Below are 24,909 nucleotides of genomic sequence, written 5' to 3' on the forward strand. Positions count from 1 at the left end.
CTCCGCGCTCTGCCTGGTCCTCACGCCCGGCCTTGGAGCCCAGCTTGTATTGGGCGGACGCCCCATGCTTGCGGTCCCGGATCTGATGCTGACCAGCGTCATGGTCTGGTCAACCATCGTCCATTTTGTTCTGGCCGGGCTTTTCGTGGGACATGGTCGCGTGATCGGTCTCCCGACGGTCCTTGCCTCCCTTATCGGCATGGCCCTTTTGCCGGGAATGCCGCTTATGCCATGGCTCAGTTTCCCCAATACATCCGCCTATTCCGCCATCGAGACCCTTACCGCGATATTTTTCTGGTTTTCCGGCATCGGGGCGGTGCTGATCAGCAGGTCAGCCTGGGCGCTGATACCAAACCGGCTCAGCGGTTTCAGCCTGGCGCTTCGCAACCCGGTGCATCTGACGGCGACAGCGCTGGTTCTGGCCTGCTGCTTCCTGCTGGCCACGTCCTTGCGCCCGCTCATTGCCGGCGAGCTTCCCAGGCTGGCCTCGGTCTCGGGGGCCTTTGTTGACGCGCTTTACGCGCTGACCGCCGCGGCGCTGGCCCTGCAGGGGATGGAGGTTCTGCGTGAAGCCGATTCCGACAACCGCCCGGCGCCACTCATGGTGGTGCTCGCCTTTCTGAGCGCCCTTGCCGCCCTTGCCTTTGTCATGGCACTGCCCGAACTCGCGCCTTCCGGTCAGGTCGGGGGGGTCGGGACAGTGCTTCTCACCGCAACCCTGGCAAGTGTGGTCCTGTTCCGCCGCCCTGCCCTGCTGCTCTGGGCCGGCATCCTTCTGACTGCCGCAACCCTGGCCTTCAACGCCTCGCAAACGGTCGGAGGCCCGGTTCTGCAATCGGTGTTCCTGGTCCTGCTGATCGCGGTCCTTTTCAGCATCGGCCAGCCAACAGCCGGGGGCAACGATCCTGTGGGCAATGCAGGCCTGCCTCCGGTGGCCGTCACCCGGCAGTTCCACAAGGCGGCCCAGGCCTGGATCGTCCGCGTCAATCTTGACGACCGCACGCTGCGCTTTGCCGGTGGCAGCGGCGAGAGCCTTGGCTATGGCGACCTCGTCCGGTTCGACGAGGCTTTTTCCGGGTCGGATTTCTCGGGCCTGATCGACCTGGTCCAGGTGCTGCGCAGCGACAGCAAGCGCGCGGCCTCACCCGTCAGGATCCAGCTGACCCGTGGCGGAAAAGATCCTGAGAAGAACACAACTCCGCGGCTCATGACATTCGAAGCCCATGTGCTCAGCAAATCCGCCCCCGAAGCCTGGCTTGCACTGGTCAGCCAGGAGCGCGAAAAAGATCTGTCCGGCCGCCTCGCCCGTTACGAACAGCTGCTCGGCGAGGCGATCCTGCGCGAAGAGCGCCTGCTCTCCATCGCATCGCATGAATTGCGCACCCCGATCGCCATCCTCTCCATGCTGGGCGAAGAGCTCAAATCCGGCACCGACTGGGCAGATATCGGCGCGGGTTACGAAAGAACCCTGGACCGGATCATCGCAATTCTTGATGATCTTCGGGCGGGCAGTGGTACGGGCGCCAGCCATATCGCCAATGCCGGCTTTACCATCCGTGAGATGGCGCAACAGGTGCTCGACATCTTCTCGACGGTCGCGATCAGCAATGGGATCAATCTGACATTCACCCCCGGGAAGGACAGCGATACCCTTTTGCAAAGCGATCACAACCGGGTCTTCATCGCATTGTCAAAACTGGCCCATAATGCGATCATTCACTCCCGCGGCAGCGAAGTGACGATCGACGCCTTCGTGACCAGAGGGACCGAAGACGAGCGTATCGTGACCTGGCAGGTTGCGGATGACGGAATCGGCGTTGAACCCGACCGGCATGAGAAGATTTTCGAGCCCTTTGAATCCGGTGCAGACAATCCTGACGAACGGCCCGGTCTCGGGCTTTACACCGCCCGTAAAGCAATCCGGCTGATGGGCGGAGATCTGATCCTTAACGATGACGGCAATGGCAGCCGGTTTGTTCTGACCCATCCGGCCCGAATGGCACGCCACCTGGTACAGCCGGAGCAAAAGGTAATCTCCATGAATGACATCACTCCGCTTTATGAGGATCGCAGCGTCCTGCTGGTCGAGGATAACAAGCTGGTCGGCGAAATCACCGTAACCAGATTGCGCAAGCTGTTCAGGCAGGTTGACTGGGCGGAAAGCGGTGATGCCGGGCTGAAGCTGTTCCGCGAAAACAAATATGACATGGTGGTCGTCGACCAGTTGCTGCCGGGCCTGATCGGAAGCGAGCTGGTGCGCGAAATACGGCAGACCGAGAAAACCATGCCGATTATTGGAATCACGGCCTCGACGCTTGGGTCGGAATGCCGCGATCTGGAAGAGGCAGGCGCCAATTATGCACTTGAGAAGCCTCTCAGCTTCGGCCAGCTCAAAAGCCTCGCTGACGAGTTTTTCGGTGATGAGGCAAGGGCGGGGACATGACCTGACCCCGGCCGGTCAGCCGATAGCAAAGCCGCAAAAGCAGCTTTTTTCAGGAAATAATAAACTTAAGGTTGTATTCTTCAACTTTAAGCGTAGGACTTATTCGGGGGCGTAGATTTCGTGGTTTACGTGATGGCTGCGCTGAAACGATTTCTCACGGACGCCTCCGGCGCCCTGTCGATTCTTTTTGTCATTCTGATGCCCCTCCTGATGCTGATCGGTGGGGCGGCGACCGATGTTTCGCTTCTGAACGCGCAGAAAAGGTTTACCCAGTCTCAGGCTGACCTCGCCGCACTCAGTGCGTCACGCTATCTCCCGGATCCGGTGGCAACCCGCCAGGCCGCGCGGGAGGTTGTTTTGCACAATGGCAAATATGGGCAGATCACCCTTGCCGATTCCGATATCCTCATCGGACGCTATGATCCGGTCAGCGGCGTCTTCACGCAGGCGCCAAATCAGGTGCGGCCGGAATTCGCCAGCGCGGTTCACGTCGTTGTGCCATCACGGTTCCGCCCGTTTCTGCTGTCGCCGATCTTAAGCGACGAGAACATCATCATCAAACGGGCGGCGGTTGGGGTGCAGCGGGGAGTTGTTGCATTTACATTGCGCAACCGGCTCCTGTCTCTGCACACGGACCGCGCAATCCTCGGGCGGGTGCTGGGGCCATTGGGCCTTGGGCTGAATGCCGAAGTGCTTGGCTATATGGGCCTCGCCACCACGAAAATCAGCCTGAACAATCTGCTCGGCCTGATTGCCGGGACCGAGGTCGGGCTTGATGTGTTCAGCTTCAACGATGTTCTCAATCTCCAGGTCAGCCGTCTGGCTCTGCTGAACCATCTGGTGACGCTCGGCGGGCTTGCCAAGATCGATATTATCCCAACAGCTGTCGGGACCGGGCCGCTCACTCTGGGGCAGATCGTAGGGGCGTCTCCGGGCCTGCTGGGCCTCACCGCCGGTGATATCCTTCCTGACATCAAGCTGAATGTCTTTGATCTTGTGATGGCAATGGCCGGCCTGGCCGCAGACCCGAATCAGCGGCTGAGTGTAGACCTGCCGATCAATCTCGGGAATCTGGCGAATATTTCCGTCTCGCTTGGCCTGATCAGACCGCCGGTGATTGCCGTGGGCTATGTCGGAGACACACCGCCGCCGAAGGCCTCGGTGGCACAGGTGGATGCGCTGGTCCTGGCCAATGTTCTGGACCTCGGCGGAACCGGTCTTCTGCGCGTCGCACTGAATGTTGCGGCCGCTACAGCAACGGCCGTGCCGGTCAGTCTGAATTGCAGCGCCACGGCGCCTTCGGACCAGCTGGCCGTGTTCTCGGTCCAGACCGCGCCTGCGGAACTGGCCCTGAATGTGGGCCTGCTGGACAGCCGGGCCGGCGTAGACCCAAAGGATATGGAGAGAATAAAGGTCGGCGGCGGGACACAGCAGGTGGCAATCCGGCTGAGCGAACTTGGCAAACCGGTCCCTGTCAGAAATCCGCTGACACTTTCCGGCTTGCTCAGGGATACGTCCCGCTTTCTTGAAACCGTGAGAAAGGATCTGCAGGATCAGGTGAAAACGTGCGGCGGGCCGCTCGGCTTCCTGTTGTGCCCTCTGCTCGGGCTGGTCAACCTTACCCTTTCGGTGCTGCTCGGAGTCCTTGGCGCGCTTGTGGACAGCCTTGGAAAATTTCTCGCAGCGCTCGGCGTCGATGAATTCCTGCAATGGCTGCTGGATCTTCTGGGCATAGGGGTCGCGCAGGCAGATATCATTCTCGACAGCTATGCCTGTGGCGCAGCCCTCGCCCGGTAACGCCCGAACCCGTCCAGCCAGAAAGACCCGTTTGACCGCCCGCGCAGACCACGCGGGCGGTCTTCCGTTTTGGCAGGGCGCCGCGGCGCCACATTCTTGACGCAATCCGAAAAGAACCCGCCACAAAAAAGACAGACGGCCCAAGGATACATACTTTAGATAAATAAGACTCCAAAGAGCCGGATTATGTCCACAAGGAGAGGCCCGTGCTGAGACTGACCAAAAGCCATCAAGCAAGTGAGCGCCCCGCAGAGAGCGCGATGATTATGCGCGTTCCGCCTGCCCCGGAAGCCGAATCAAATGTGGCTTACAGTCTGAAAACCTCGTCGCTGATCGACGCGCCGCTCTGCCCCAAAGGTCTGATCCTGATGTGCGGGCAGATGGGCTCGCTCTCGCGCGATCTCAGCGACTGGTCGGACCGGATGCGGGCGGTGGTCATGGTGGTATCCGAGAACAGCATGACACTCGACTGGTTGCGGGAATATGCGCCGAAGCTTGATTTCCTGCTGGTCGATTCCGATTACCTTGGCGACACCGAGGCCACGATTGATTTCTGCATGCAGGTGCGCCGGGCGACGCCCAGGCTGCCGCTGGTGCTGGTCTCAAGCGAGATTCGGTCGCATGACTTCACCTGCGAGCGGATGATGGCCTGTGACGTGACGCTGAAACCTCCGCTGCTGCATACAGCCCTGACGCTGGGCGTGCAGGCGGCGTATCAGAACAACGATTACTACCAGACATCACGCTGAACGATGTGAGCCAGGCGGCCCCTGCAACAGGCATATCCTGACTGTGGATCCGGCGCCTGGCCTCTCAGACAAATCCCACAGACAAAATCCCACAGACAAAGCCCCGCTGCGCAGGAGCCAGCAGGGCCTTCGGTTTCCTTATCCATGTCAGGCAGGCGGGGTGTCAGACTGTTGTCACTCCCGCTGCGCCTGCCAGCCGATCCTCTGCTTACCAGCAGGCAAAGGCGAGCGAGGTCCTGGTGGGAGAGACTTCCTTCGCGACAACCCATGTGGCTTGCTGCTGTTTTGTCGCACAGGCCTGAGTTGCAAGTGGCTGAGCCGCAGACACGAGCCGTTCAAATGAAGTCCTGGCCGGGGCTTCAACAGAGATCCTGATCAGCTCGGCGTCCTTTTCAGCTGGCATGCCGGATACGCATCCGGAAACAAACATGCACCCGATTATGGCAAGTTTATACTTCACTGTGCAGCACCTCTCTGATTACATACTATGTGATATATCCATAGTACTTTATGGTCAATAATGTTCGAATTATAATCCGTTAGGTCATGTTGACATATGGCGGCGCCACAGCCTGATAGGGGCTATGCCGGCGAAGCCGGGGAAACTGTCTTTGATTTGTCGTAGCGGGTCGCCAGTCGCCGGCCGTACTCCAGCTTGCTGAACCAAAGCCCGACCAGGTTGCGCAAGGTGCAGACGTCCATGTCGACGACCTTGAAAGGCTACCGGTTCGTAATCATCCGGCGCAGGCCAGAGCCATGCGGCTCTGTCGATCAGGCTGTGTTTCCAGTTCCGGGGAAGACGTTCCGGCAGGCGTGACAGGGGCATTGCTGGCGTCCGGGCGAAGACATCAGCCAGCCATGCCTGGGCGATCCAGGTCATTCATCCTGGCGGTGACGGTCAGGGAATACAGGAAGGCAGCGCGTTCGCCGCCGCGCGATGATCCGGCGAAGAGCCAGGCCGTCCTGCCAGGGGCGACTTCGACATCCCGGCGCGTTCCGCCCGCAGCCGGTTGTGCAAATCCTCGATCATCGGGCGCACCCGCTGCTGACGGGCAGCGCAGCGGGCCGCAGCGCTCTGGCCATTGATCTCGCGCTCGAGAGCGAAGATGGCGTCGAAGCGATTGACGACTTCCAGCGCGTTCGGGGAGATCTCCTCTGCCACCTTTTGCCCTTTCGGGCCGTGGCTTTGATCTCCGCCAGGTCGAAGAACCTGCGCCGGGCATGGGACCAGCACAGCGCGCTGAGCACCAGCGCGGGCTCCCGCAAAGCCGCATCGACGACCTGCTGCCCGGGAATTTAGGGCCGTCAAGTTAAGCTGACCCTGCCGCCCACACACCGCTTACAGAGGATCTGTCACAGGGCCTTCCCGCATATCGGCATGGTTCAGAGCCATCTGCCGTCCCGACCGCACAAAAAAGGGCCGCATCAGATGCGGCCCAGGTCTCGGGATGCGCCTTGGTTACTGTCTTACCAGGTCCTCCATGCTCACATTCCCGCTGCAGGCGCGCGCTTCGGCGCGGGCCGCAACCAGAAATTCGCTGCGATCAGACGCACAGGCGAGGCAGATCGGCGCATGGCCGGCGGAAGGGTCGCGGTCCATCTCATGCGCGATATAGGCCTGATGGCAATGGTGGCAGCGGATGCGGGCCTGCCAGGGATCATCGACCTCCTTGCGGGGATCACCGGGCCGTTCCTCGACAAACCAGCTGCGTTGCGCGACCAACAGCGAGGCGGCATAGATCACCACCGCGATCCCCAGCGTGACCGGAGGCGCCCAGACCCCGCCGAAACTGCCGCCGAAGACCATCATCAGGCAGCCGGTGGCCGAGGCAATGACCCAGGCGCCAAGGCCGCCGGGATTGACCATCGGCACCCTGCCCGGCCTGAATTCCAGCTGATCCGCCCTTATGCCGCGCAGACTGCACCAGCCGATATGGGTCATGGCGACGCCCACCCAGGCCACGATGATCACGCCCTGGAATTGCAGCGTCAGCAGCAGATAGCCAAAGACATTGGTCAGCATCACAAGGAAAATGACCACCGTCATGATCCCGACCCAGACCGTGCGCGGCCAGGAGATCTTGAAGGCCCGCGCGAAGAAGTTCTGCATATTGGTCGAGGAAAGGTAGAAATTGATGGTGTTGATCCGGGTCTGACTGGCCCAGACCAGCAGCACGCCGAATGGCCCCATCAGAGCGACGATGCCGATGATCGCCGAGGTCTCGCTCAACTCGCCTTCAATCGGGATGGTGAAGGTGATGAACATGCCGACCGCGCCATTGATCAGCAGCGTGACCACATAGAAGGGAATGCCGAAGGTGATACGGCCATTGAACGGCGCGTCTTCCTTGCGGCCAAAGCGGGCGACATCCCAGGTCATCATCACCACGACCCAGACGCCCATATAGACCGTAAAGGCGAACCACCAGCCAGGGACGCCGACATCGACGCCGCCAACGGGCATCTGGGTCAGCCAGGCCCCGGAATATCCATGCTTGGCGGTCGCCCAGATCACACAGGCGACCAGTCCGAACACATAAAGCGGCAGCAGGATGCCATTGATCCGGTCAAGCCAGGTCCTGACACCGCGCATCACGAGGGGCGCGCTGTAGAGGCAGACGATGAAATACCAGAGGCTCATTGGGCCACCGAAGTAATCCTGCAGGGCAATGGCGACAATCGAGCCTTCGGCGATGGCATAATAGGTGATCGTGACCCCAAACAGCAGCGCGGCGAAGGTGGCGCCGACCTGGCCGAACACCGCGCGGGAAAACAGGGCGACGCTGGTGCCGCTGCGGGCGGCGAAGCGCGCTGCAATGCCGCAGAGGATGCCATAGACCACCGTTGAAAGCGCGATCCCGATCAGGGTGTTGATGGTGCCGACCGTCAGCGCGACCATACTGCCGACAACGACCCAGAACATCGCGCTCATCAGCCCGAACCAGGCCATCGAGAGCGAGAAGCGCGAACTTCGCCACGAGGGCGGCACGATATGCAGCGAAAAATCTTCCGCTGCGGCCTCGCGCAGCACCTCGGGCTCGTCATGGAAGATGATATCGGGGGCAGGATATGTTCTGGCAGGGCTCATGAATTCCAGCTCCTCATGGGGTTTCTCTGAAATCGGAAAACCGGCTGTAAGCAGAGAAAAGGCGTCGCCTGACGGGTCGTCAGGCCAGGTGCCACAAGTCATTCGCGAGCTGCCCTGACCAGGTTTCACACCTGGTCACTCAGGGCGGGCAGACTGGCGAAATCCCCTGAGGCCGCAGCGGAAAACCGGTATCCGTCTGAATTTGATGTCGTCTGGCAGATCCGTTCAGAAACAGGGCGGCGGATGATCGCGCCGCCCTGGGTAGTGATGCGTTTTTCAGGCGGCTGCTTTCAGCCGTTCGCCGGCCTCCTCGCTCAGCACGGCGAGCGTTTTGCCCCAATAGGGCAGGACGCGGCGTTTCATCATTTCGCGGAACTGGGCGGTTGTATTGGCGAGAAGCTCGCCATTGCCCCAGTCAAGGATGACGCCATATTGCCGGACACAGTCCATCTCGTTGAACTCGCCCGCGCGGTAGCGCGCCGCGACTTCGGCGGGATCGGCGTCAAGCCAGCCGGGGCGCTCGGCGGCGATCCGGGCGCGCTCGGCCTGGGTTGCGGCCTCGTCGACCTCATATTGCGCGAGATCGGCATCGACGACGCGGATGACCACGCCATAGTCGATCTGTGCCCGCCGGACGCTGACATATTCGTCGGCCACATCCTCGCAGACCAGCGCCGGATCGCGCAGCAAGGGGTCGCCCACGCCCCCTCCCCCGGCCGAAGGGCGGGTGAAGACATCATCAAGCTCGATCGGCAGGTTCGAGAAGATCGAGCCGAGATAGCGCTCGCGATCCGTGCCCTTGTTCAGCCAGACGCCATGCGGGATCGAGGGCAGACCGCCCCACATCCCCCAGGTGACCGAGCGCTCGCGGTCGCAGCAATACGAGACGACGATGCGTTCGCCCTCAAAGACCGAGCCGCCTTTCTCGGCGCCAAGCCCGCCGCGGGATTCGCCGGGTCCGGCGGAATCCTGCACGAAATCATGGCATTTGGTCAGAACGGGCGCGAGGCGCTCCTGGCCCTCCAGCGGCTGGATGCCGTATTGCGCGCCAAAGACAGGTGCAGTGGCGTTAAAGCCGTCGCGCCCGTTCCGGCCGCCCCAGCCGCCCGCCATCCAGTCATACCACATGAAATAGGGCTTGCCCTCGATCCTGGTATCCCTCCCGCCGACCAGCAGATATTCAAGGTTGAAGGCGCAGCCCATGGTGCGTTCGGGCATGATATCGGCCCAGAGCCCGAAGACCGAATTCATCAGTTTCTCGAACGGGCCGGAACAGAAACCGGCGCAGGGGCTGGGCCAGTTGGCATTCACCACCGTGCCCGGTTCGCCCACATTGACGGTGACCGCGCGGTAAAGCCCCGAGTTCAGCGGCAGATCCGGGAACTGGTACTTCGTTCCCGCCACGATCCCCGCGAAAGACCCGCCATAGGCCGCGTTGAGGAAGGTCGAGATCTGCGGATGCGAGCCGGAGAGGTCGTAATGGGCATGATTGCCCTCGATGGTGAACTTGATCTTAATCGGGATCAGGCCTTCTTCGAGCTTGGGATCCTGGTCGATATAATCCTCGGCATACCAGGTGCCGTCGGGCAGTTCGGCCAGGCGCTGACGCATCAGCACTTCGACCCAGTCCTGCACCTCGCGGAAGGCGATCTTGATCGTCTCGACACCATATTTGCCGCAAAGCCGCAGGATCTCGCGTTCGGCCACGGCGGTCGCCTCGGCCTGGGCCTGCATATCGCCGATCACATCGCCCGGGTTGCGGGTATTGTTGGCGATCATCTTCGCCACATCTTCCAGCCAGACACCCTTGCTCCAGACCCGGGTCGGCGTGATGCGCAGCCCCTCGCCCATATGGTCAAGTGCGGTGATGTTGAACGAGCCCGGCGTCGCCCCCCCCATATCGGCCCAGTGACCATTGGCCTGGGACCAGCCGATCAGCTCGCCCTCATAAAACATCGGGCGCAGGATGCGGGTATCGTTGAAATGGCTGCCGCCGCGGAACGGATCATTGATGATGAAGACGTCACCGGGATGGATATCGCCCGCGAAATCCTCGATCACTGCCTTGCAGGTGTAATGCAGCGTGCCGACATGGGCGGCGATATCGCCGGTGCCCTGCATCACCAGATTGCCCTCGGGATCGCTGAGGCCGGACGAAAAGTCGCGGCAATAGATCACGAAGGAATAGCAGGTGCGCAAAAGCTGCTCGGCCATCTGGTCAACGATATTGACGAAGGCGTTGCGCAGCACCTCGAAGGTGATCGGATCAAGCTGCGATTTGAACTCGGTCATCCGCTGTTCGGGCGGCGGCGGGAACTGGATGCCCTTGTCGGAAAGGCTGAGAGATTGTTTTTTGCCGGTCATGCCGGGATCCTCCTGATGTTGGGGGTGGGCGGGCGCTTATGCCGCGCCGAGCCGGATCTGGATGTTGAGCCATTCGTCGATATAGGCCTCGTCACCGGGCGGGATGACGGTGGTCGAATCGAGCTGGTCGATGACGGCGGGGCCCTTGATGGTGACGCCGGCCGGCAGGGTCTCGCGGTCGTAAAGCGCGGTGGTCAGCGCGGTCGGATGGTCGTGGAACCAGGCCTCGCGGGTGCCTTTGGGAACCGCTTTCGCATTGGGATCGATGGTGATCTTCGGGAAGGACGGCTTTGGCGTGACGCCGATGGCGCGCACCGTCAGGCGGTAGATCTCGACCGGGAAATCCTCGCGGCGGAAGTTATGCGCCTTTTCATATTCGCTGTGGAAAATCGCCAGCGGTTCCTCAACCGAGGTGATTTCCCCCGGCACCGGCACCGCGAGCGAGCGCCACTGCCCCCGGTAGCGCATATCGATAAAGCGCTGGAAGGTCATATCGCCCGCCTTCACGCCATCCCGTTCCAGACGGTCACGGCCTTCCAGCTCCAGCTTGCGGAACCCGGCCTCGACATCTGCGGGCTTCGCGCTGGCGGCATCCTCGAAATACATCTGGGTGACGTCATGCTGCACATCGACCAACATACAGCCCACCGCCGAAGTCACGCCGGGATTGGGCGGCACGATAACCACGGGGATGTTGAGTTCGCGCGCGATATCAACACCATGCAGCGGGCCCGCGCCCCCGAAAGCCACCAGCGCAAAGTCGCGCGGGTCATGGCCCCGGGCAATCGAGATCAGCCGCACCGCATCGGCCATATTGGCATTGGCAACGCGCAGGGTTGCCAGCGAGGCCTCGACCAGATCCAGCTTCAGCGGATCGGCGATCTTATGCATCGCCGTCAGCGCCGCATCGCGGTTGAGGGATTTCTTGCCCCCCGCCAGCGTGGTGCCGACCCGGCCAAGGATGATATTTGCATCCGTATTGGTCGGCTCAGTGCCGCCCGCCGCATAGCAGGCCGGCCCCGGCACCGATCCCGCCGATTGCGGCCCGTTGCGCAAAGACCCCGCCTTGTCGAGCCAGGAGATCGAGCCGCCGCCCGCGCCGATGGTCAGCACTTCGATCGAGGGGAAACAGATCGGATGGCCCCAGTCGACCTCCCATTTGTCGGTCATGCGGATATTGCCCGCCTCGGCCAGCGAGATATCCGCCGAGGTGCCGCCCATATCGAGCCCGATGGAGTTCTGATAGCCGCAAAGCTCGGCGAAATATTTGCTGGCGATGGCGCCGGCGGCGATGCCCGAGGCCGCAAGCCGCGCGGCATATTTCTCGGCCGTGGCCGGTGTCATCACCCCGCCGCCGGAATGGAGCAAAAGCACATCCGCCTCATAGCCCGCTTCCGAGGTTCTGCGCGCAATATCGCGGGCATAGGGGCGGATGATCGGGGCGAGAATGGTATTGGCGACCGTGGTCGAGAAACGGTCATCCTCAAAGATCTCGGGATGGGTTTCATGCGAGGTCGAGATTGCAATATCCGGCCCCAGAACTTCGGCGAGAATCTCCGCCATGCGCAATTCATGCGCGCCATTCACATAGGCATTGATGAAACAGACCGCGACCGCATGAACCTCGCGCTTTTTCAGGATCCGCGCAATTTCGCGGGCGGCCTCTTCATCCAGCGGTTCCAGAACCTCACCACGGAAATTGATCCGTTCTTTCACCGCAAACCGGTCACGGCGGCGCACATAAGGCGGCGTACCCTCTTTATAGGCATCCCAGGGGTCTTCGCGGGTGCCGCGCCCGATTTCCAGAACATCGCGGAACCCTTCGGTCGTCACCATGGCCACCGGCTTGAAATTGCGGGTGATCAGCGCATTGGTGGCCACCGTGGTGCCATGGGTGAAAAGCTCGACATCCGCCCAGTCGATATTGGCGGCCTCGGCGCCATTCATAATCGCATCAATCGGGTTCTTTGTGCTGGGAACCTTCGCAACCGTCTGATTGCCATGTTCATCCAGAACAAAGACATCCGTGAATGTCCCGCCAACATCAATGGCAAGGCGCGTGCGCGCCCGTTGCGGTGCCGGGCCCGCGCCCGCTCCGTCCATGCTCATCATGCAATTCCTTTGATTTGAGCCCCGCAATACGGTCCGCGTCATGCGGAGTCGCAATGCGAATGGCTGCATCTGTGTTTTATTCTGAGAGGGAGATTGTCACCCGCCGCATCCGGCATCTGGTGATTTGGCATTCTTTGTTGAATGCGCCCTATAAGACTACGCGATGAATATATGCATCTCCAAGTGATTTTTTACGAGGATGCAGTGGCAAAACAAGATTTGATTAATGCAGTTAAAACAAAGAGGTGATTTCTGCCGAACCGTGCTGCAGTGCAAAAACCAGCCTGGGTTTTCGAATTATACAGACGCATATTTCCGACATGGCTCAGCCATCGCATCGCCCGCCGGCAGCTCAGGAGGAAAAAACGAATCAGGCAGATTTGTCGGTCAGGCTTTCATCATGCGCAGCCGCCCCGGCAAGACAAAGCGCCTGCCAGTCCGGCTTATCGGAGAGCCTCATCGCGGCGCTGCTGTCGCTCCAGCCCAGGCGGATGAGAACCTCGCTGGAGATGGCTTCGACGGTGGTCCGCCGCTTCATCGCAAGTTCCCGCAAGACGGCGTAAGCCACCTTTTCCGGGTAACCTTCCGCCAGCATCACCGCCAGTTTCGCGCGTTCGACCATCCGGCAGGATTCCAGCCTGGCCTGCGCCCGTTCAAGGTTGAGGCTTATGCGCTGTTCCCGCCGGTGGTTGTTCACCGCAGCCAGCAGGTTTGTAAGAATCCCAAAGGGCCGTATCGGCAATCCGATCACGGCGTTGACCCGCATATGCAGCAGGCGGTCGATGGAAAGCGGGTTCTCGTAATCAATGACAGCGATGAGAACGGCAGAGGGGGTGTCGGCCTGCCAGTGAAATGTCTGACCGCTCTCGGTGACACGGTCGACCATCACGAAAACTATATCAATATCAGTTGGATAGTTCTGCGGCGGTGGCCATATTTCCTGGACCTGACAGCCTATTCTTTCCAGGTGCGATTTCAGCGCGAGGCCATCACTGTCCTGGGGCTGAACAAGCAGGAAGCTCAGGGATCTCAGATCCTTGATCAGAAAGGGCTGCTCTTTTTCGCTGGCAAAAGGCTCGCTTCGTCCTGGCCGCATTTCAGATCCTCTTCCCCGAAGAACGTTCACTGAATACGATTGTACAAGATCACTTGTCACCCACCGACAGGACGGCTCATTGCCTCAGCCCGGAGATCCGGGGCAAAGGTGTTGAGGGCGGTGCCGTATCGGATGAACCGCCCGCGTCACCGACAAATTCATAGGTCGTGCGATAGGGGTCCGGGCGGATGGCACAATTTGTCTCGGCAACGATTTCGAACTGGCCATCGTCGCGTGCCACCCCAACCTTGGGCCAGACATAGCAATGCGCGTTCAGGGCGTCGATGCTGACCAGCCCCTGCGGCGCGTCAAACGAGGCGCCAAGGATCCCTGACCGGATCGAACCGAGATTGTCCGGATCGCCGCCACGCATGGCATGGGCCACCACATGCGCCTGGGTATAGGCCGCGTCCCAGCACATATTCGCATAGGGCTCCTCCTGGCGCCGCGTCCTGAAACGCGCGAGGCAGGACTGGTTGGTCACATTTGACTGTGACGCGAAATAACTTGCAGCGGTGATATGACCAGCTGCTGCCGATGCTCCGATTTCCCGGATATCTGCCTCGCTTGTCGTCAGGCTCGCCACCATCATTCGTCTGGCATCGAGGCCATTCCCGACATAGGCCTCGTAGAAATTCCGGTTTGCCTCACCAACGAAGTTATTGAAGATTATATCAGGACTGGCTTTCCTGATCCTTCTGACAAGGGCGTCAAAGTGAATGGGAGTGGCCATATCGTCAAGATAGGTTTCACCCACAATCTCGCCACCTCCGGATCGGATCAGATCGCCCATGATACGCCCGGATTCGCGCGGCCATACGTAATCTGAACCAACAATGTAAAGCCGGGGCGCCGGATCTTTCAGAAGATAACGCGCCAGAAAAACGCTGTTCTGGTTTGGGACAGCGCCGAAATACACGATGTTCTCAGAATACTCAAAGCCCTCATATTGTGCGGCATAGCACAAAAGGGCCGACTGCCTGTCCACCACATTCAAAACCGCTTTGCGCTGGCTTGATGTGTAGCAGCCCAGAATGACCCGGACCTTATCTTCTGAAACAAGCCCCGCAGCCAGCTGCTGATAAGCCGATGGCTCGCCCATAGGGTCACGAATTACGGGGCACAGCTCGCGGCCATTGATACCGCCGCTGGCATTGATTTCTTCTATAGCGAATTCCGTCGCTGCAAGCATGCTGCGCTCGGTTACGGCAGTGCGGCCTGTTCCGGAAAACAGAACGCCTATATGAATCGGCTGGTCGCTTGTCATTCGGAGCAAACCTTTCCGGGGGGAGGAAACGGGCGATCGCATGCAATCACAAGCCCGCAGAACCGGGCAATGCTGGCCGGTTAAATGCGAGTGTAGGGGAGCACAAGTGACGGGTCAATATGGCATTGACGCGCGGCTGGCGCGGAATCACACCGGAAGTACAGGTAACCGATTTCTGTGGTGCCATGGGGGGAAGCCCATCTGGGTCAAAAGGGCTTTGGCGCCCGGAGCGGGATTCCGGCGGCGTTCATATGTCAGATGGCAGCCGGATCGGGACAATCTCCGTCACTGCGCGACACCGCCCATATGCCGTGTATTGTTCAGTTCGCCAGTGCGATAACGACCAGCAACCCCGTTCTTTCGCTCCATCAGTCCTGCGCGCCATGTGCCGGGCGTGGCCCCCCTGGACGCAGCCCCCAACACCTCCCCACCGGCTCGGGCTCAGGCGCTGAGGCCGGCGCGTCGCACAGGATCGCATCGGGCCATATTGCCAGCGCCCGGGCAATCGCAACCTGCTGTTGCTGACCGCCCGAGAGTCGGGTCGAGCGTTGGGCCGAACAGGCCCCTGCCCCGGTGCCGGGATCCAGCCGGTCAGGCAACGCCATGCCGTGATCGCGGGAAGCAGCAGCGGCCTCGACTTTCACTCAGATCTGACCCTCGGTCACATATTCCAGCGCGGTGCGATGCGGAAAGAGGTTGAAGCGCAGGACCACCATAGTGCCTCTGGTATGCAGCAGCCGGATCGCGGGGCCGCGCGCATCGACCTTTTCACCCGCAAAGGTGGTCTTGCCACTCGCATAGGTTTCCAGCCCGCTCACGCAGCGCATCATCATACCCCAACATGCCGACGGATTGCACGGCCCTTGGCTGGCCCTTATCCGCCGCCTCCGGGTCGATGCGGAACATTTCCCTGCACTGATCTATGAGGAGCGGTTGGCTTTTGGTGGCTTTTCCTCAGGCCGCGAGCGGAGCCCGGCTTGTGTTTACGCCTGCCGCTACGAGGGGAGCAATCGCCCGCCGCGCGGAGCTTTCACCTCGCATAGTGGGGTCGGCGATTGCTGAGGGCAGTGGTTCTGCCTCGAATGAATGCGCCGGGCACGGGAGCGCAGTGCCGCGTATGTACCTGCGGCGGAGTGCCCCCTGGAAATACCCCTGCCCTTCTGAAATAATCCACTTGTTATCAATACATTAACTTCTATCCGAGTGCCCGCGCCATTTCACGCATCACCCGCTCGACAATCTCTCGGGTGGCCGCGCGGCCTCCAAGCCGGATTGACCAGCCTTTCGCGTCTTCCTGCGCCTCAAGCCGGAACCCCGAAGGCGACAGCACCGGCGCCAGCACGTCCCGTTTCGGCCGTCCGCCGCGTTTCGGGTCTGCCACCTTTGGTGCCAGACCGGCCAGGGCCTGATCCAGAAGCGTCGCCTCTTCCTCGGGATTGGCTGGCGTGGTCAGGGCGAGTGCCTCGCGCAAGGCGCCCTCTGCGCCCTCGCGCAGCGCCGTGGCGAGCCGCAGCCCGTCCTTCTCACGCAACTGTTCGGGGAAGGAAAGCATATCGCCGAGCTCTTCGAAGATCAGCGCGAAGGAACGGATCTTTGACCGTTTCCCCTTCGAGGCCACCGGGAACAGCGCCTCAACCGCCGCCTCGACATTGGGGAAAGCACCTTGCTGCGCCGCCAGCACCGCGATGCGACCGCGCTCGAACTGGCTGAGACCGGCGCGGACCTCATTCTCTTCGACCATGGCGGCAATCGGCCCGCCAAGGGTCTCGGGGTCACGCAGCACCGCGCGGATGCGCTCGTAACGGCTGTCGCCGCTCAGCGCCCGGAGCGCCCGGACCGCCATCAGCCGCCGGTAGCCCGACAAAAGCCCGTAGCCCCCGGAGGGCAGCGCGAAGACCTCGACCGGCAGGCGGAGCCCGTTCTTCGCGATGGAAAGCTTCAGCTCCTCCATCTCCTCGGCCCCGATCGAGCTGCGGTCGCGCACCAGGGCATCGGCCTCGATCCCGTCGGTCGCAAGGTCGAGCATCACCAGCCCCTGCCCCTGCGCCTCGCGCCAGGCGCTGGCGTCCTGCCGGTCACGCGCGACCTCGGCCCGTTCGGCCGCCGGTCGTGGATCCAGCGCCGCCGCCGCTTCGGCCGCAACCGTGGCAATCGGGGCTACTGTCGGGCGCGGCAGCGAGGTTTCGCGGCGAAACTCTTCTTCAACGCGGTTGATGTCTTCGGCCGATGGCGGCACGAGCGTTCTGCGTTTTGCCATAGTCTCAGCCCTCCCCATCTGCAGTGGTGCCCGCTTTGGCCAGCTGTTGATCCCGCCACCAGGTGCCAAGGATCAGCTCTTTCACCTCGGCCCAGGTACGATCGAACGTCTCGCGCCCGCGCACCCAGGTGTCACGATTGTAATCGCGGTAATCGGTCTCATAGATGCCTGAAACCTGCTCGCCGGCCTGGCCGACCATGGCCGTCACCTCCTGGCGGTAGGTGGTCATGAAATCGCCAAACCAGGCCTGAACAACATTCGCCAGATCGGTCTGTTGCGCCGCATCGAACCGGGTGATCAGTGCCCGGACGGCATCCCATTCGAACCGCATCTCGGGCAGGCCCGAGCCACGTCGCGCCCGGTTCTCGCCTTCTTCGATCGAGGCGAAGGTGGAATAGATCATGTCGAAGAACCGCCCCGTCGAATCGAATTCGAGGAAGGACGCCCCGAGCGGTACCAGCAGGATATCGGCTGCCGCCAGCGCATTGATCGTCAGATAGCCAAGCGCCGGCGGGGTATCGAGCAGTACGAGATCATATTCATCCAGCAACCCGCCTTCCGTAAGCGCATTCGACAGCGCGTCCCAGAGCTGCCAGGATCTGAGCTGCATCCGCCAGACCGGCACCTGGAACTCGGCCCAGTACAGGTTCAGCTGCGCCCCGATCAGGTCGATATTCGGCCAATGGGTCTTTTGCACCAGGTTTCGCGGCGAAACCTTCAGCGCCTCGGTCAGAGTTTCATCAAAGGTAAACGGCGCGTCCCCATTGGCAACACGCACCTCGTTCTCCTCCTGCAGCCGCAGCGCATAGTCACGGGCGAGCAGCGGGAAGACCGTCTTCCATTCATCCTCGACCTTGCCGCCCATGATCGAGGTCATCGAGCCCTGGCTGTCGAGGTCGATCACCAGAACCTTATAGCCATCGAGCGCGGCGGACATGGCCAGATGTGCCGCGGTGGAGGTCTTGCCGACGCCGCCCTTGAAATTCGCAATGGCAACGACTTTGGCGGGCAGGCCCTCGGGGCGCCAGGCGCGGTATTCCCGCCCGCGCGCACCTTCGGCAGCGAAATGGTCGCGCAGCGCCAGCACCTCTTCGAGCGTGAACCATTTCGAGCCGCCCTCCCCTTCGCCCTGCGGCAGTTCCGGGTTGAGCCGCAGGACGCGCCGCAGATGGGCGGAATTGACCGGGATCAGATAGCGGCAGACTTCCCAGGTCGAGAACCGGCGCAGTCGCTTTTTGCCATCCGGCGCATAGCCCCGCTTCGCCAGATCATCGCGGCCCCGGCTGGCGAAAGCCGCGGCCTTGGCAAAGCGCGCGGTATCGATGGGATCCGCCAGCCTTGCCGCGGCCTGGGCCGGGTCGATGTTGAAATAGGGGGGGAGATCCGTCTTGCCCGGAAGCACTGGTTTCTGTGCCATTCTTTGCCTGTATGTTCGCAGTTTATGCTGATATTGCCCGAACTATGGCACATCATGGGCCAGAAGGGAATCATTCCTGTCCATCTGATCACTGATCTTTCTGGATTTTATCGGAAAGAGAGAACAAAGCAGTCTCTGTTTCATAATCTTTTTTCGCTTTAGAGTCTTTACCAGGTCACTAATCCTGCAAAAACAGTGTCTTCTGGCAGGATGGGTGCCCCGATACGGGGTGATGGGTATCCGGTTTCAGGACATTAGGTATCCGTTTGCGGGAAGAGAGGTGCCGATTCCCGGGCGAGGGCGGAGTTTTGTGGATAAGTGACCCATAAATGGCAGGCATAGAGCCTGTTTCTCCGAATCATCCACAGGCCGGACCCCGTTGGGCAGGGATGCTTCCTGCAAACGGATACCTTTCCCGAAGCGGCAGGATAGCTCAGGTTCCCGTTTACGGTTCGGCCTTCTGCCTGGCCCTGAGGGTTCCCGTCCGGTTCTTGCATTTGGATACCTTTTGCCGGATGATCCCGCCATAACAAGAGCGACAGACGGGATTCGGCGATGGGCCGGGCGTCTGCGCAATGACCGGATTACAGATCCGGCGCTGAGCGAGGGCAGGCCGATGCAGATCCCGGAACGGGTCACAGAAGACAGGGTTTCAGACAGGACCGGAACAGAGGACATTCCGCGTGACCGGCTGAGCGGGCCGCTCAGGCGCGGCGCGGTTAAAAAGCACGTGGCGGCGATCCATGTCTCGGGGAAGCTGAGCCTGCTTCAGCGCAAGCTGTCGAACGTGCTCCTGCTCAATGCCTATGACACCCTGACCTCGCAGCCGCGCCATCAGATCGATGCGCGCACGCTTTGCCTGATGATCGGCTATAATTCGAATGATATGGAGACGCTGAAAGCGTCTCTGCGCGGGCTGGCCGAGACGGTGGCGGAATGGGACATGCTTGACGCCGATGGTCAGCAGGAATGGGGGGTCTCGGCACTGCTGGCCTATGCAAAACTCAAGGGCGGCGTTTGCGAATATGCCTATTCGCCGGCGCTGGCGGAAAAGCTGCATGACCCCAAGGTATTCGCGCTGATCAATCTCAACATCCAGCGGCGGTTCACGTCGGGCCATGCGCTGGCGCTGTATGAGAATTGTTATCGCTTTATCCGCACCGGTTCGACCGGGTGGTGGTCGCTGGATATTTTCCGCCGGCTGATGGGGGTGGCGGACAGCCCCTATTATGATGAGTTCAAGCATCTGAACGCCAAGATCATCAAGCCTGCCGTGAGTGAGGTGAACAAGACGTCGAATATCGTGGTGACACCGGATTTTCGCAAAATGGGCCGTCAGGTGACGGAGATCCGGTTCCTGATTGCCGAGAACCCGCAGCTTGCGATCCTTGATATGGATGATGGCGAGGGGCATCGCAATTCAGATGCCTATGCGCGGCTCAGGGCGCTTGGGGTCTCGGACCGGCTGGCGCGTCAATGGATCCAGGAACATGGCGAGGATCATCTGCGCCAGAAGCTTGACTATGTGGCGGGGCAGGGCGGCGTAAGGAACGCGGTCGGCTATCTGTCGAAAGTGCTGAAGGAAGGCGCCGCGAAAGATGCGGCGGAGGTTTCGCCGCGAAACCTTACCGCAGCGGGCGCGCTTTCGCCGCGGGCGCAACGGCTCGCCAGGATCCAGGCGCTGGCCCAGGCGCGGACACCGACACAGCGTGATGCGGACCGCCGCCTGTTTCAGGCGCGGCTTGATGGCGCAGCCCGCGATGATTTTGAACGTCATGGCTGGATGTCGGCGCTGAACGCTGCGGCTATTCTTGTGTTTTGGGAAGAGGTCTCGCCCGGGGCCTTTGACGGTATCGCAGGAGGGGCGGAGTGAGCGCACGGTCTTTCATCTCGCGCGGGGTAGCCCATATCGACGTGCCGCATCAGGGGGCGCCGGTCTCGGTCGGGTTTGTGCTTTTGCCGCAATTCACCATGCTGGCTTTCACCTCGGCGGTGGAGCCTTTGCGGGTGGCAAACCAGCTGGCGGGGAAGACGCTGTTTGAATGGGCGGTCTGGTCGTCTGAGGGCGAGCAGGTCACGGCCTCGAACGGGATGCGGGTCGGGGTCGATGGCGGGCTGCCACCCGAGGCCCCTTCGGGCTATGTGCTGATCTGCGCCGGGACCGAGCCGGAGATGACCACCACGCGGCGGATGTCGGACTGGATCCGGGTGCAATGGCGGCGCGGCCGGACGGTTGGCAGTCTTTGCACCGGGGCCTATACGCTGGCGAAAGCGGGGATCCTCAAAGACCGGCAGTTCACGCTGCATTGGGAAAACATCCCCGGATTTGTCGAGACCTATCCGGAGCTCGAGCCGCTGCGCCGGGTGTTTTGCATCGACAACCGGGTGATCACCTGTGCCGGCGGCATCGCCTCGGCCGAACTGGTGGTCAAGCTGATCTCGGAACATTACGGGCCGGCTTTGGCGCAGGCGGTGATGGATATGTGCCTGCTGACCCATATGCGGCGCGAAAGCGATGATCAGATGACCTCGCTCGCGTCGCGGCTGGGCACGCGGAACGAGCATGTCGTCAAGGCCGTGGCCTGGCTGGAGGGGCGGCTGTCAGAGGATTTCCTGCTGGAGGAATGCGCCGATCATGTCGGTGTCACGCCGCGCCAGATCCAGCGGTTGTTCCGCCGCTATCTCGGCGTGACGCCGGTGCAATATCTGAACGGGCTGCGGCTGTCGCATGGCAGGCTTTTGCTGTCCGAGACCAATATGACGGTGATGGAAGTGGCCGTGGCCTGTGGCTATGTTTCCTCGTCGCATTTTGCGCGCAGCTTCCGGCAGAAATATGGGGTTTCGCCGAACAAGTATTCACATTTCCCCGGCGGCGCGCGCAGCGAACTGCCGGTATAGTCCGGGGCTGCACCCGCCACAGGGGGCAGAGGGCGAAGGGAAAAATCTGCTAAACCCGGTGATTACCGGACAGGGGTCGCAATTCTGCCACTGGTGTCGTAAATTGCGCTGTGACCTGGCAGAATATGCGCTGACTTCAGGAAAAAGGACTCACCGGCCGACAGAAGGGCAGGGCGGGAAACCGTCAGCATCCGGGACGACGTCGGACGGCATTATCCAATCTGCAGACATGCGCGGTATCGTCTGGAGATCCTTCAAACAAACCGCAACCGGGAGATGACCATGAAAAAATCCGTCGCAACTGTCGCGCTGTCGCTGGGGCTCGGCCTTGGCGCCACGGCGGCTTTCGCTGATTGCGGTGATGTGACCATCGCAAGCATGAACTGGCAGAGCGCCGAAGTGCTGGCAGCACTTGATGCGATCATCCTGTCCGAGGGCTATGGCTGCAACGCGACCGTGATTTCGGGCGATACTGTGCCGACCATCACCTCGATGGTGGAACGCGGCCAGCCCGATATCGCACCCGAAGGCTGGGTTGATCTCGTCCCGGAAGTGATCGCGCGCGGCACCGAAGAGGGCCGTCTGGTGAAAGGCGCGCTGGCGCTGTCGGATGGCGCGGTTCAGGGCTGGTGGATCCCGAAATATCTCGCGGATGCGAACCCGGATATCAAAACCATCGATGATGCGCTGGCGCATCCGGACCTGTTCCCCGATTCCGAAGACCCGTCCAAGGGCGCGGTCTTCAATGGCCCGCAGGGCTGGGGCGGCACGGTTGTGACCACGCAGCTTTTCAAGGCCTATGGCGGCGAAGAAAAAGGCTTCAAGCTGATCGACACCGGTTCGGCGGCGGGGCTCGACGGTTCCATCGCGCGGGCTTACGAGAACAAGCAGGGCTGGGTCGGCTATTACTGGGCCCCGACCGCGCTTCTCGGCAAATACGAAATGGTCAAGCTGGAGCATGGCGTCCCTTATGACGCCGAGGCCTGGACGTCGTGCAACGCGAATGCCGATTGCGCCGATCCGCAAAAGAATGACTGGCCGGGTGATACTGTCCAGACCATCATGACTTCGAAATTCGCCGAAACCGCCCCGGCGGATGTGAAGGCCTATCTCGACACCCGCTCCTGGTCGAATGCGACCGTCAACGGGCTGATGGCCTGGATGACCGACAATCAGGCGACCGGCGATGATGGCGCGCGTCATTTCCTCAAAGAGAATGAGGAGATCTGGACGAAATGGGTGAGCCCCGAGGCCGCGGAAAAGATCAAGGCCGCGCTCTGAGCCTCTGACCGGCGGCCGAGATGCCGCCGGATCCTGCCCGCGCCGGTTAACACCGGCGCGCGCGCATTCGTATCTTTTAAGATCAACAGGTCCGCTAAGGACCGGCCACCCGTTAATCACGGCATCTGACAGGGACACCAGGATGGATTGGCTGACCAAATTCCCCACCATGGAAACAAGCGCGCTGCGAGATCTGCGCAAGGGGATAGACGAGAATTTCCGCGCCTTTACCCGCGCCTGGGGCGATACATTCGAATGGCTCTTCGAGCCGCTGCGGCTGTTCCTGATCTGGTCCGAAAACCTGATGCTGAAGACACCCTGGCCGATTGTGCTGCTGGTGATCGCGCTGATCGCCTGGTTCGCCAGTCGCAGTTGGAAGATCACCGCCTTTGCGGTGGTCTCGCTGCTGGCGATCGGCTGGTTCGGCATGTGGGATGACACGATGCGGACCATCTCGATGATCTTCGTCTGCACGGTGGTGGCGATTGCGGTCGGGATCCCGGTCGGGATCCTGATGGCGCGGTCAAACCGGATGCAGTCGATTGTGAACCCGGTGCTGGACGTGATGCAGACCATGCCGAGCTTCGTCTATCTGATCCCGGTCGTCATGCTTCTGGGGATCGGCCGGGTGCCGGGGGTGATCGCGGTGGTGATCTATGCCATCCCGCCGATCATCCGCCTGACGAACCTTGGCATCCGCATGGTCGACAAGGATGTGCTCGAGGCGGCGGATGCCTTTGGCTCGTCTTCCTGGCAAAAGCTGAAAAACGTGCAGATGCCGCTGGCCCTGCCGACCATCATGGCCGGGATCAACCAGACGATCATGATGGCGCTGGCCATGGTGGTGATCGCGGCAATGATCGGGGTACAGGGGCTCGGTCAGCCGGTCCTGGCGGCGATCAACAACCAGTATTTCTCGATCGGGCTTTTCAATGGTTTTGCCATCGTCTGCATCGCCATAATCTTCGACCGCGTCAGCCAGGCTTACGGGCGCCGTCTGCAAAAGCATCTGGAGATCGTTCATGGGTGATACTTCCGCAATCGGCATCGAGATCCGCAAGCTTTACAAGATCTTCGGCCCGCATGCGGCTGATATGGTCGCCCGGGTCGAGGCGGGCATGACCAAGACCGAGCTGAATGAGAAACATGGCCATGTGCTCGGGCTGAAGGATATCAATATCTCGATGCCCGCCGGCGGTATCCAGGTGATCATGGGTCTTTCGGGGTCAGGGAAATCGACGCTGATCCGCCATATCAACCGGCTGATCGACCCGACGTCTGGCGAGGTGGTGGTCGGCGGCGATGATGTCGTCAGGATGAACCCGGATCAGTTGCGCCGGTTCCGGCGGCATCAGACGGCGATGGTGTTTCAGAAATTCGCACTGCTGCCGCACCGGAATGTGCTGGAAAACACCGTCTACGGGCTCGAGGTTCAGGGTCTGGACCGCGCGGATCAGGTGAAATCCGCGACCATGTGGCTGGAACGCGTCGGGCTGAAAGGGTTCGAGAAAAAATACCCCAACCAGCTTTCGGGCGGCATGCAGCAACGGGTGGGCCTCGCCCGCGCGCTGGCGAATGACGCGCCGATCCTTCTGATGGATGAGGCGTTTTCGGCGCTTGATCCGCTGATCCGGGTGGATATGCAGACGATCCTGCTGGATCTGCAAAAGGACATCCGCAAGACCATCGTCTTCATCACCCATGACCTTGACGAGGCGCTGCGGCTTGGCGACCGGATCGCGATCCTCAGGGATGGCAATATGGTGCAGCAGGGCACCGGCCAGGAGATCGTGATGTCGCCGGCTGACAGCTATATCGAAAGCTTCGTCGAACACGTCAATCGCGGCAGGGTGATCCGGGTCGAAACCGTGATGCAGACGGGGGCCGCGACCGAAGGGCTGGCATCCATTCCCGCTGAGGCGCTCCTGGAAGATGCGGCCAGGCAGCTGATCGCCAGCAATGCCGCCCGCCTTGCGGTGACCGATGCCGCCGGACGTCCGCTTGGCACTGTCGATATGGCGGCGATCACCAGGGGCATGTTCCCGAGCCAGACCGCCGCCTGATCTCATTTTCTGTCCTTAAATATCCCGGGGGAGGGGGCCGGATGGCCCCCTGGGGGCAGAGCCCCCGAACCCGGCTT

General features: G+C 61.2%; 17 protein-coding genes and 3 pseudogenes. 8 read left to right on the top strand and 12 right to left on the bottom strand.

Translation table 11 applies throughout. From position 1 onward, the window contains the following. Positions 1 to 64 precede the first annotated feature (64 nt). From JC607_RS00580 to JC607_RS00590, 3 genes are all read left to right on the top strand, one after another. Positions 65 to 2,443 (top strand): hybrid sensor histidine kinase/response regulator, encoded by a 2,379-nt coding sequence (locus tag JC607_RS00580; RefSeq protein ID WP_198834993.1) that lies wholly within the window; start codon positions 65 to 67, stop codon positions 2,441 to 2,443. A 132-nt stretch (positions 2,444 to 2,575) separates the two neighbouring features. Continuing rightward, complete coding sequence (locus JC607_RS00585; RefSeq protein ID WP_198834994.1) at positions 2,576 to 4,240, top strand: pilus assembly protein TadG-related protein; 1,665 nt, start codon at positions 2,576 to 2,578, stop codon at positions 4,238 to 4,240. Positions 4,241 to 4,500: 260 nt separating this feature from the next. Next, complete coding sequence (locus JC607_RS00590; protein WP_198834995.1) at positions 4,501 to 4,989, top strand: hypothetical protein; 489 nt, start codon at positions 4,501 to 4,503, stop codon at positions 4,987 to 4,989. Positions 4,990 to 5,533: 544 nt separating this feature from the next. On the opposite strand, the pseudogene JC607_RS25910 reads toward JC607_RS00590, so the two are convergent. From JC607_RS25910 to JC607_RS00640, 12 genes and pseudogenes are all read right to left on the bottom strand, one after another. Continuing rightward, positions 5,534 to 5,703 (bottom strand): annotated as a pseudogene (locus JC607_RS25910) (IS5/IS1182 family transposase); the annotation flags it as partial. Positions 5,704 to 5,776: 73 nt separating this feature from the next. Continuing rightward, a pseudogene (locus JC607_RS25270) lies at positions 5,777 to 6,252 on the bottom strand (transposase); the annotation flags it as partial. A 196-nt stretch (positions 6,253 to 6,448) separates the two neighbouring features. Then, positions 6,449 to 8,077 carry a cytosine permease gene (locus JC607_RS00600; protein ID WP_198834997.1) on the bottom strand — a complete coding sequence of 543 codons (1,629 nt, stop codon included), beginning with the start codon at positions 8,075 to 8,077 and terminating at the stop codon, positions 6,449 to 6,451. A 276-nt stretch (positions 8,078 to 8,353) separates the two neighbouring features. After that, entirely contained in the window at positions 8,354 to 10,441 is a 2,088-nt protein-coding gene (locus JC607_RS00605) for a hydantoinase B/oxoprolinase family protein (RefSeq protein ID WP_233092507.1), read from the bottom strand. 36 nt (positions 10,442 to 10,477) lie between these two features. After that, positions 10,478 to 12,550: a hydantoinase/oxoprolinase family protein gene (locus JC607_RS00610; protein ID WP_233092508.1), complete on the bottom strand. Its 2,073-nt coding sequence runs from the start codon at positions 12,548 to 12,550 to the stop codon at positions 10,478 to 10,480. A 373-nt stretch (positions 12,551 to 12,923) separates the two neighbouring features. Further along, complete coding sequence (locus JC607_RS00615; RefSeq protein ID WP_198834998.1) at positions 12,924 to 13,649, bottom strand: ANTAR domain-containing response regulator; 726 nt, start codon at positions 13,647 to 13,649, stop codon at positions 12,924 to 12,926. A 76-nt stretch (positions 13,650 to 13,725) separates the two neighbouring features. Next, a complete protein-coding gene (locus tag JC607_RS00620) occupies positions 13,726 to 14,958 on the bottom strand; it encodes a transporter substrate-binding domain-containing protein (protein WP_370584713.1) in 1,233 nt (410 codons plus the stop codon). A 326-nt stretch (positions 14,959 to 15,284) separates the two neighbouring features. Further along, positions 15,285 to 15,560, bottom strand: coding sequence for an ATP-binding cassette domain-containing protein (locus JC607_RS00625; RefSeq protein ID WP_198835198.1), 276 nt, complete (start codon positions 15,558 to 15,560; stop codon positions 15,285 to 15,287). After that, positions 15,561 to 15,734, bottom strand: a complete 174-nt coding sequence (locus JC607_RS00630; RefSeq protein ID WP_198835000.1) for a hypothetical protein — start codon at positions 15,732 to 15,734, stop codon at positions 15,561 to 15,563. A 136-nt stretch (positions 15,735 to 15,870) separates the two neighbouring features. Next, positions 15,871 to 15,993 (bottom strand): annotated as a pseudogene (locus tag JC607_RS25915) (IS3 family transposase); the annotation flags it as partial. 118 nt (positions 15,994 to 16,111) lie between these two features. Continuing rightward, a complete protein-coding gene (locus tag JC607_RS00635; protein ID WP_198835001.1) occupies positions 16,112 to 17,173 on the bottom strand; it encodes a ParB N-terminal domain-containing protein in 1,062 nt (353 codons plus the stop codon). 4 nt (positions 17,174 to 17,177) lie between these two features. Further along, positions 17,178 to 18,590, bottom strand: coding sequence for an AAA family ATPase (locus JC607_RS00640; protein WP_198835002.1), 1,413 nt, complete (start codon positions 18,588 to 18,590; stop codon positions 17,178 to 17,180). A 616-nt stretch (positions 18,591 to 19,206) separates the two neighbouring features. Between JC607_RS00640 and JC607_RS00645 the strand changes: the two genes are divergently transcribed. From JC607_RS00645 to JC607_RS00665, 5 genes are all read left to right on the top strand, one after another. Beyond that, on the top strand, positions 19,207 to 20,463 hold the full coding sequence (locus JC607_RS00645) for a replication initiation protein (protein ID WP_198835003.1): 1,257 nt from the start codon (positions 19,207 to 19,209) through the stop codon (positions 20,461 to 20,463). Then, positions 20,460 to 21,488 carry a GlxA family transcriptional regulator gene (locus JC607_RS00650; RefSeq protein ID WP_370584714.1) on the top strand — a complete coding sequence of 343 codons (1,029 nt, stop codon included), beginning with the start codon at positions 20,460 to 20,462 and terminating at the stop codon, positions 21,486 to 21,488. The genes JC607_RS00645 and JC607_RS00650 overlap by 4 nt, the downstream gene beginning before the upstream one ends. A 282-nt stretch (positions 21,489 to 21,770) precedes the next feature. Further along, positions 21,771 to 22,769, top strand: a complete 999-nt coding sequence (locus JC607_RS00655; RefSeq protein ID WP_198835004.1) for an ABC transporter substrate-binding protein — start codon at positions 21,771 to 21,773, stop codon at positions 22,767 to 22,769. A gap of 142 nt (positions 22,770 to 22,911) precedes the next feature. Next, positions 22,912 to 23,799, top strand: a complete 888-nt coding sequence (locus JC607_RS00660; RefSeq protein ID WP_198835005.1) for a proline/glycine betaine ABC transporter permease — start codon at positions 22,912 to 22,914, stop codon at positions 23,797 to 23,799. After that, positions 23,792 to 24,832 carry a glycine betaine/L-proline ABC transporter ATP-binding protein gene (locus tag JC607_RS00665; protein WP_198835006.1) on the top strand — a complete coding sequence of 347 codons (1,041 nt, stop codon included), beginning with the start codon at positions 23,792 to 23,794 and terminating at the stop codon, positions 24,830 to 24,832. Before JC607_RS00660 ends, JC607_RS00665 begins: the two co-directional genes overlap by 8 nt. Positions 24,833 to 24,909: the final 77 nt, after the last annotated feature.

It is taken from the genome of Paracoccus sp. IB05, assembly GCF_016405985.1.
Classification (GTDB): Bacteria; Pseudomonadota; Alphaproteobacteria; order Rhodobacterales; family Rhodobacteraceae; genus Pseudogemmobacter.

Excerpts from the sequence above, each read along its gene's own strand:
- JC607_RS00655 (WP_198835004.1), top strand. The coding sequence starts at position 21,771 with ATGAAAAAATCCGTCGCAACTGTCGCGCTGTCGCTGGGGCTCGGCCTT.
- JC607_RS00645 (WP_198835003.1), top strand. The coding sequence starts at position 19,207 with ATGCAGATCCCGGAACGGGTCACAGAAGACAGGGTTTCAGACAGGACC.
- JC607_RS00585 (WP_198834994.1), top strand. The coding sequence starts at position 2,576 with ATGGCTGCGCTGAAACGATTTCTCACGGACGCCTCCGGCGCCCTGTCG.
- JC607_RS00590 (WP_198834995.1), top strand. The coding sequence starts at position 4,501 with ATGATTATGCGCGTTCCGCCTGCCCCGGAAGCCGAATCAAATGTGGCT.
- JC607_RS00620 (WP_370584713.1), bottom strand. The coding sequence starts at position 14,958 with ATGCGATCGCCCGTTTCCTCCCCCCGGAAAGGTTTGCTCCGAATGACA.
- JC607_RS00605 (WP_233092507.1), bottom strand. The coding sequence starts at position 10,441 with ATGACCGGCAAAAAACAATCTCTCAGCCTTTCCGACAAGGGCATCCAG.
- JC607_RS00610 (WP_233092508.1), bottom strand. The coding sequence starts at position 12,550 with ATGAGCATGGACGGAGCGGGCGCGGGCCCGGCACCGCAACGGGCGCGC.
- JC607_RS00615 (WP_198834998.1), bottom strand. The coding sequence starts at position 13,649 with ATGCGGCCAGGACGAAGCGAGCCTTTTGCCAGCGAAAAAGAGCAGCCC.
- JC607_RS00580 (WP_198834993.1), top strand. The coding sequence starts at position 65 with ATGCTTGCGGTCCCGGATCTGATGCTGACCAGCGTCATGGTCTGGTCA.
- JC607_RS00665 (WP_198835006.1), top strand. The coding sequence starts at position 23,792 with ATGGGTGATACTTCCGCAATCGGCATCGAGATCCGCAAGCTTTACAAG.
- JC607_RS00635 (WP_198835001.1), bottom strand. The coding sequence starts at position 17,173 with ATGGCAAAACGCAGAACGCTCGTGCCGCCATCGGCCGAAGACATCAAC.
- JC607_RS00660 (WP_198835005.1), top strand. The coding sequence starts at position 22,912 with ATGGATTGGCTGACCAAATTCCCCACCATGGAAACAAGCGCGCTGCGA.
- JC607_RS00640 (WP_198835002.1), bottom strand. The coding sequence starts at position 18,590 with ATGGCACAGAAACCAGTGCTTCCGGGCAAGACGGATCTCCCCCCCTAT.
- JC607_RS00600 (WP_198834997.1), bottom strand. The coding sequence starts at position 8,077 with ATGAGCCCTGCCAGAACATATCCTGCCCCCGATATCATCTTCCATGAC.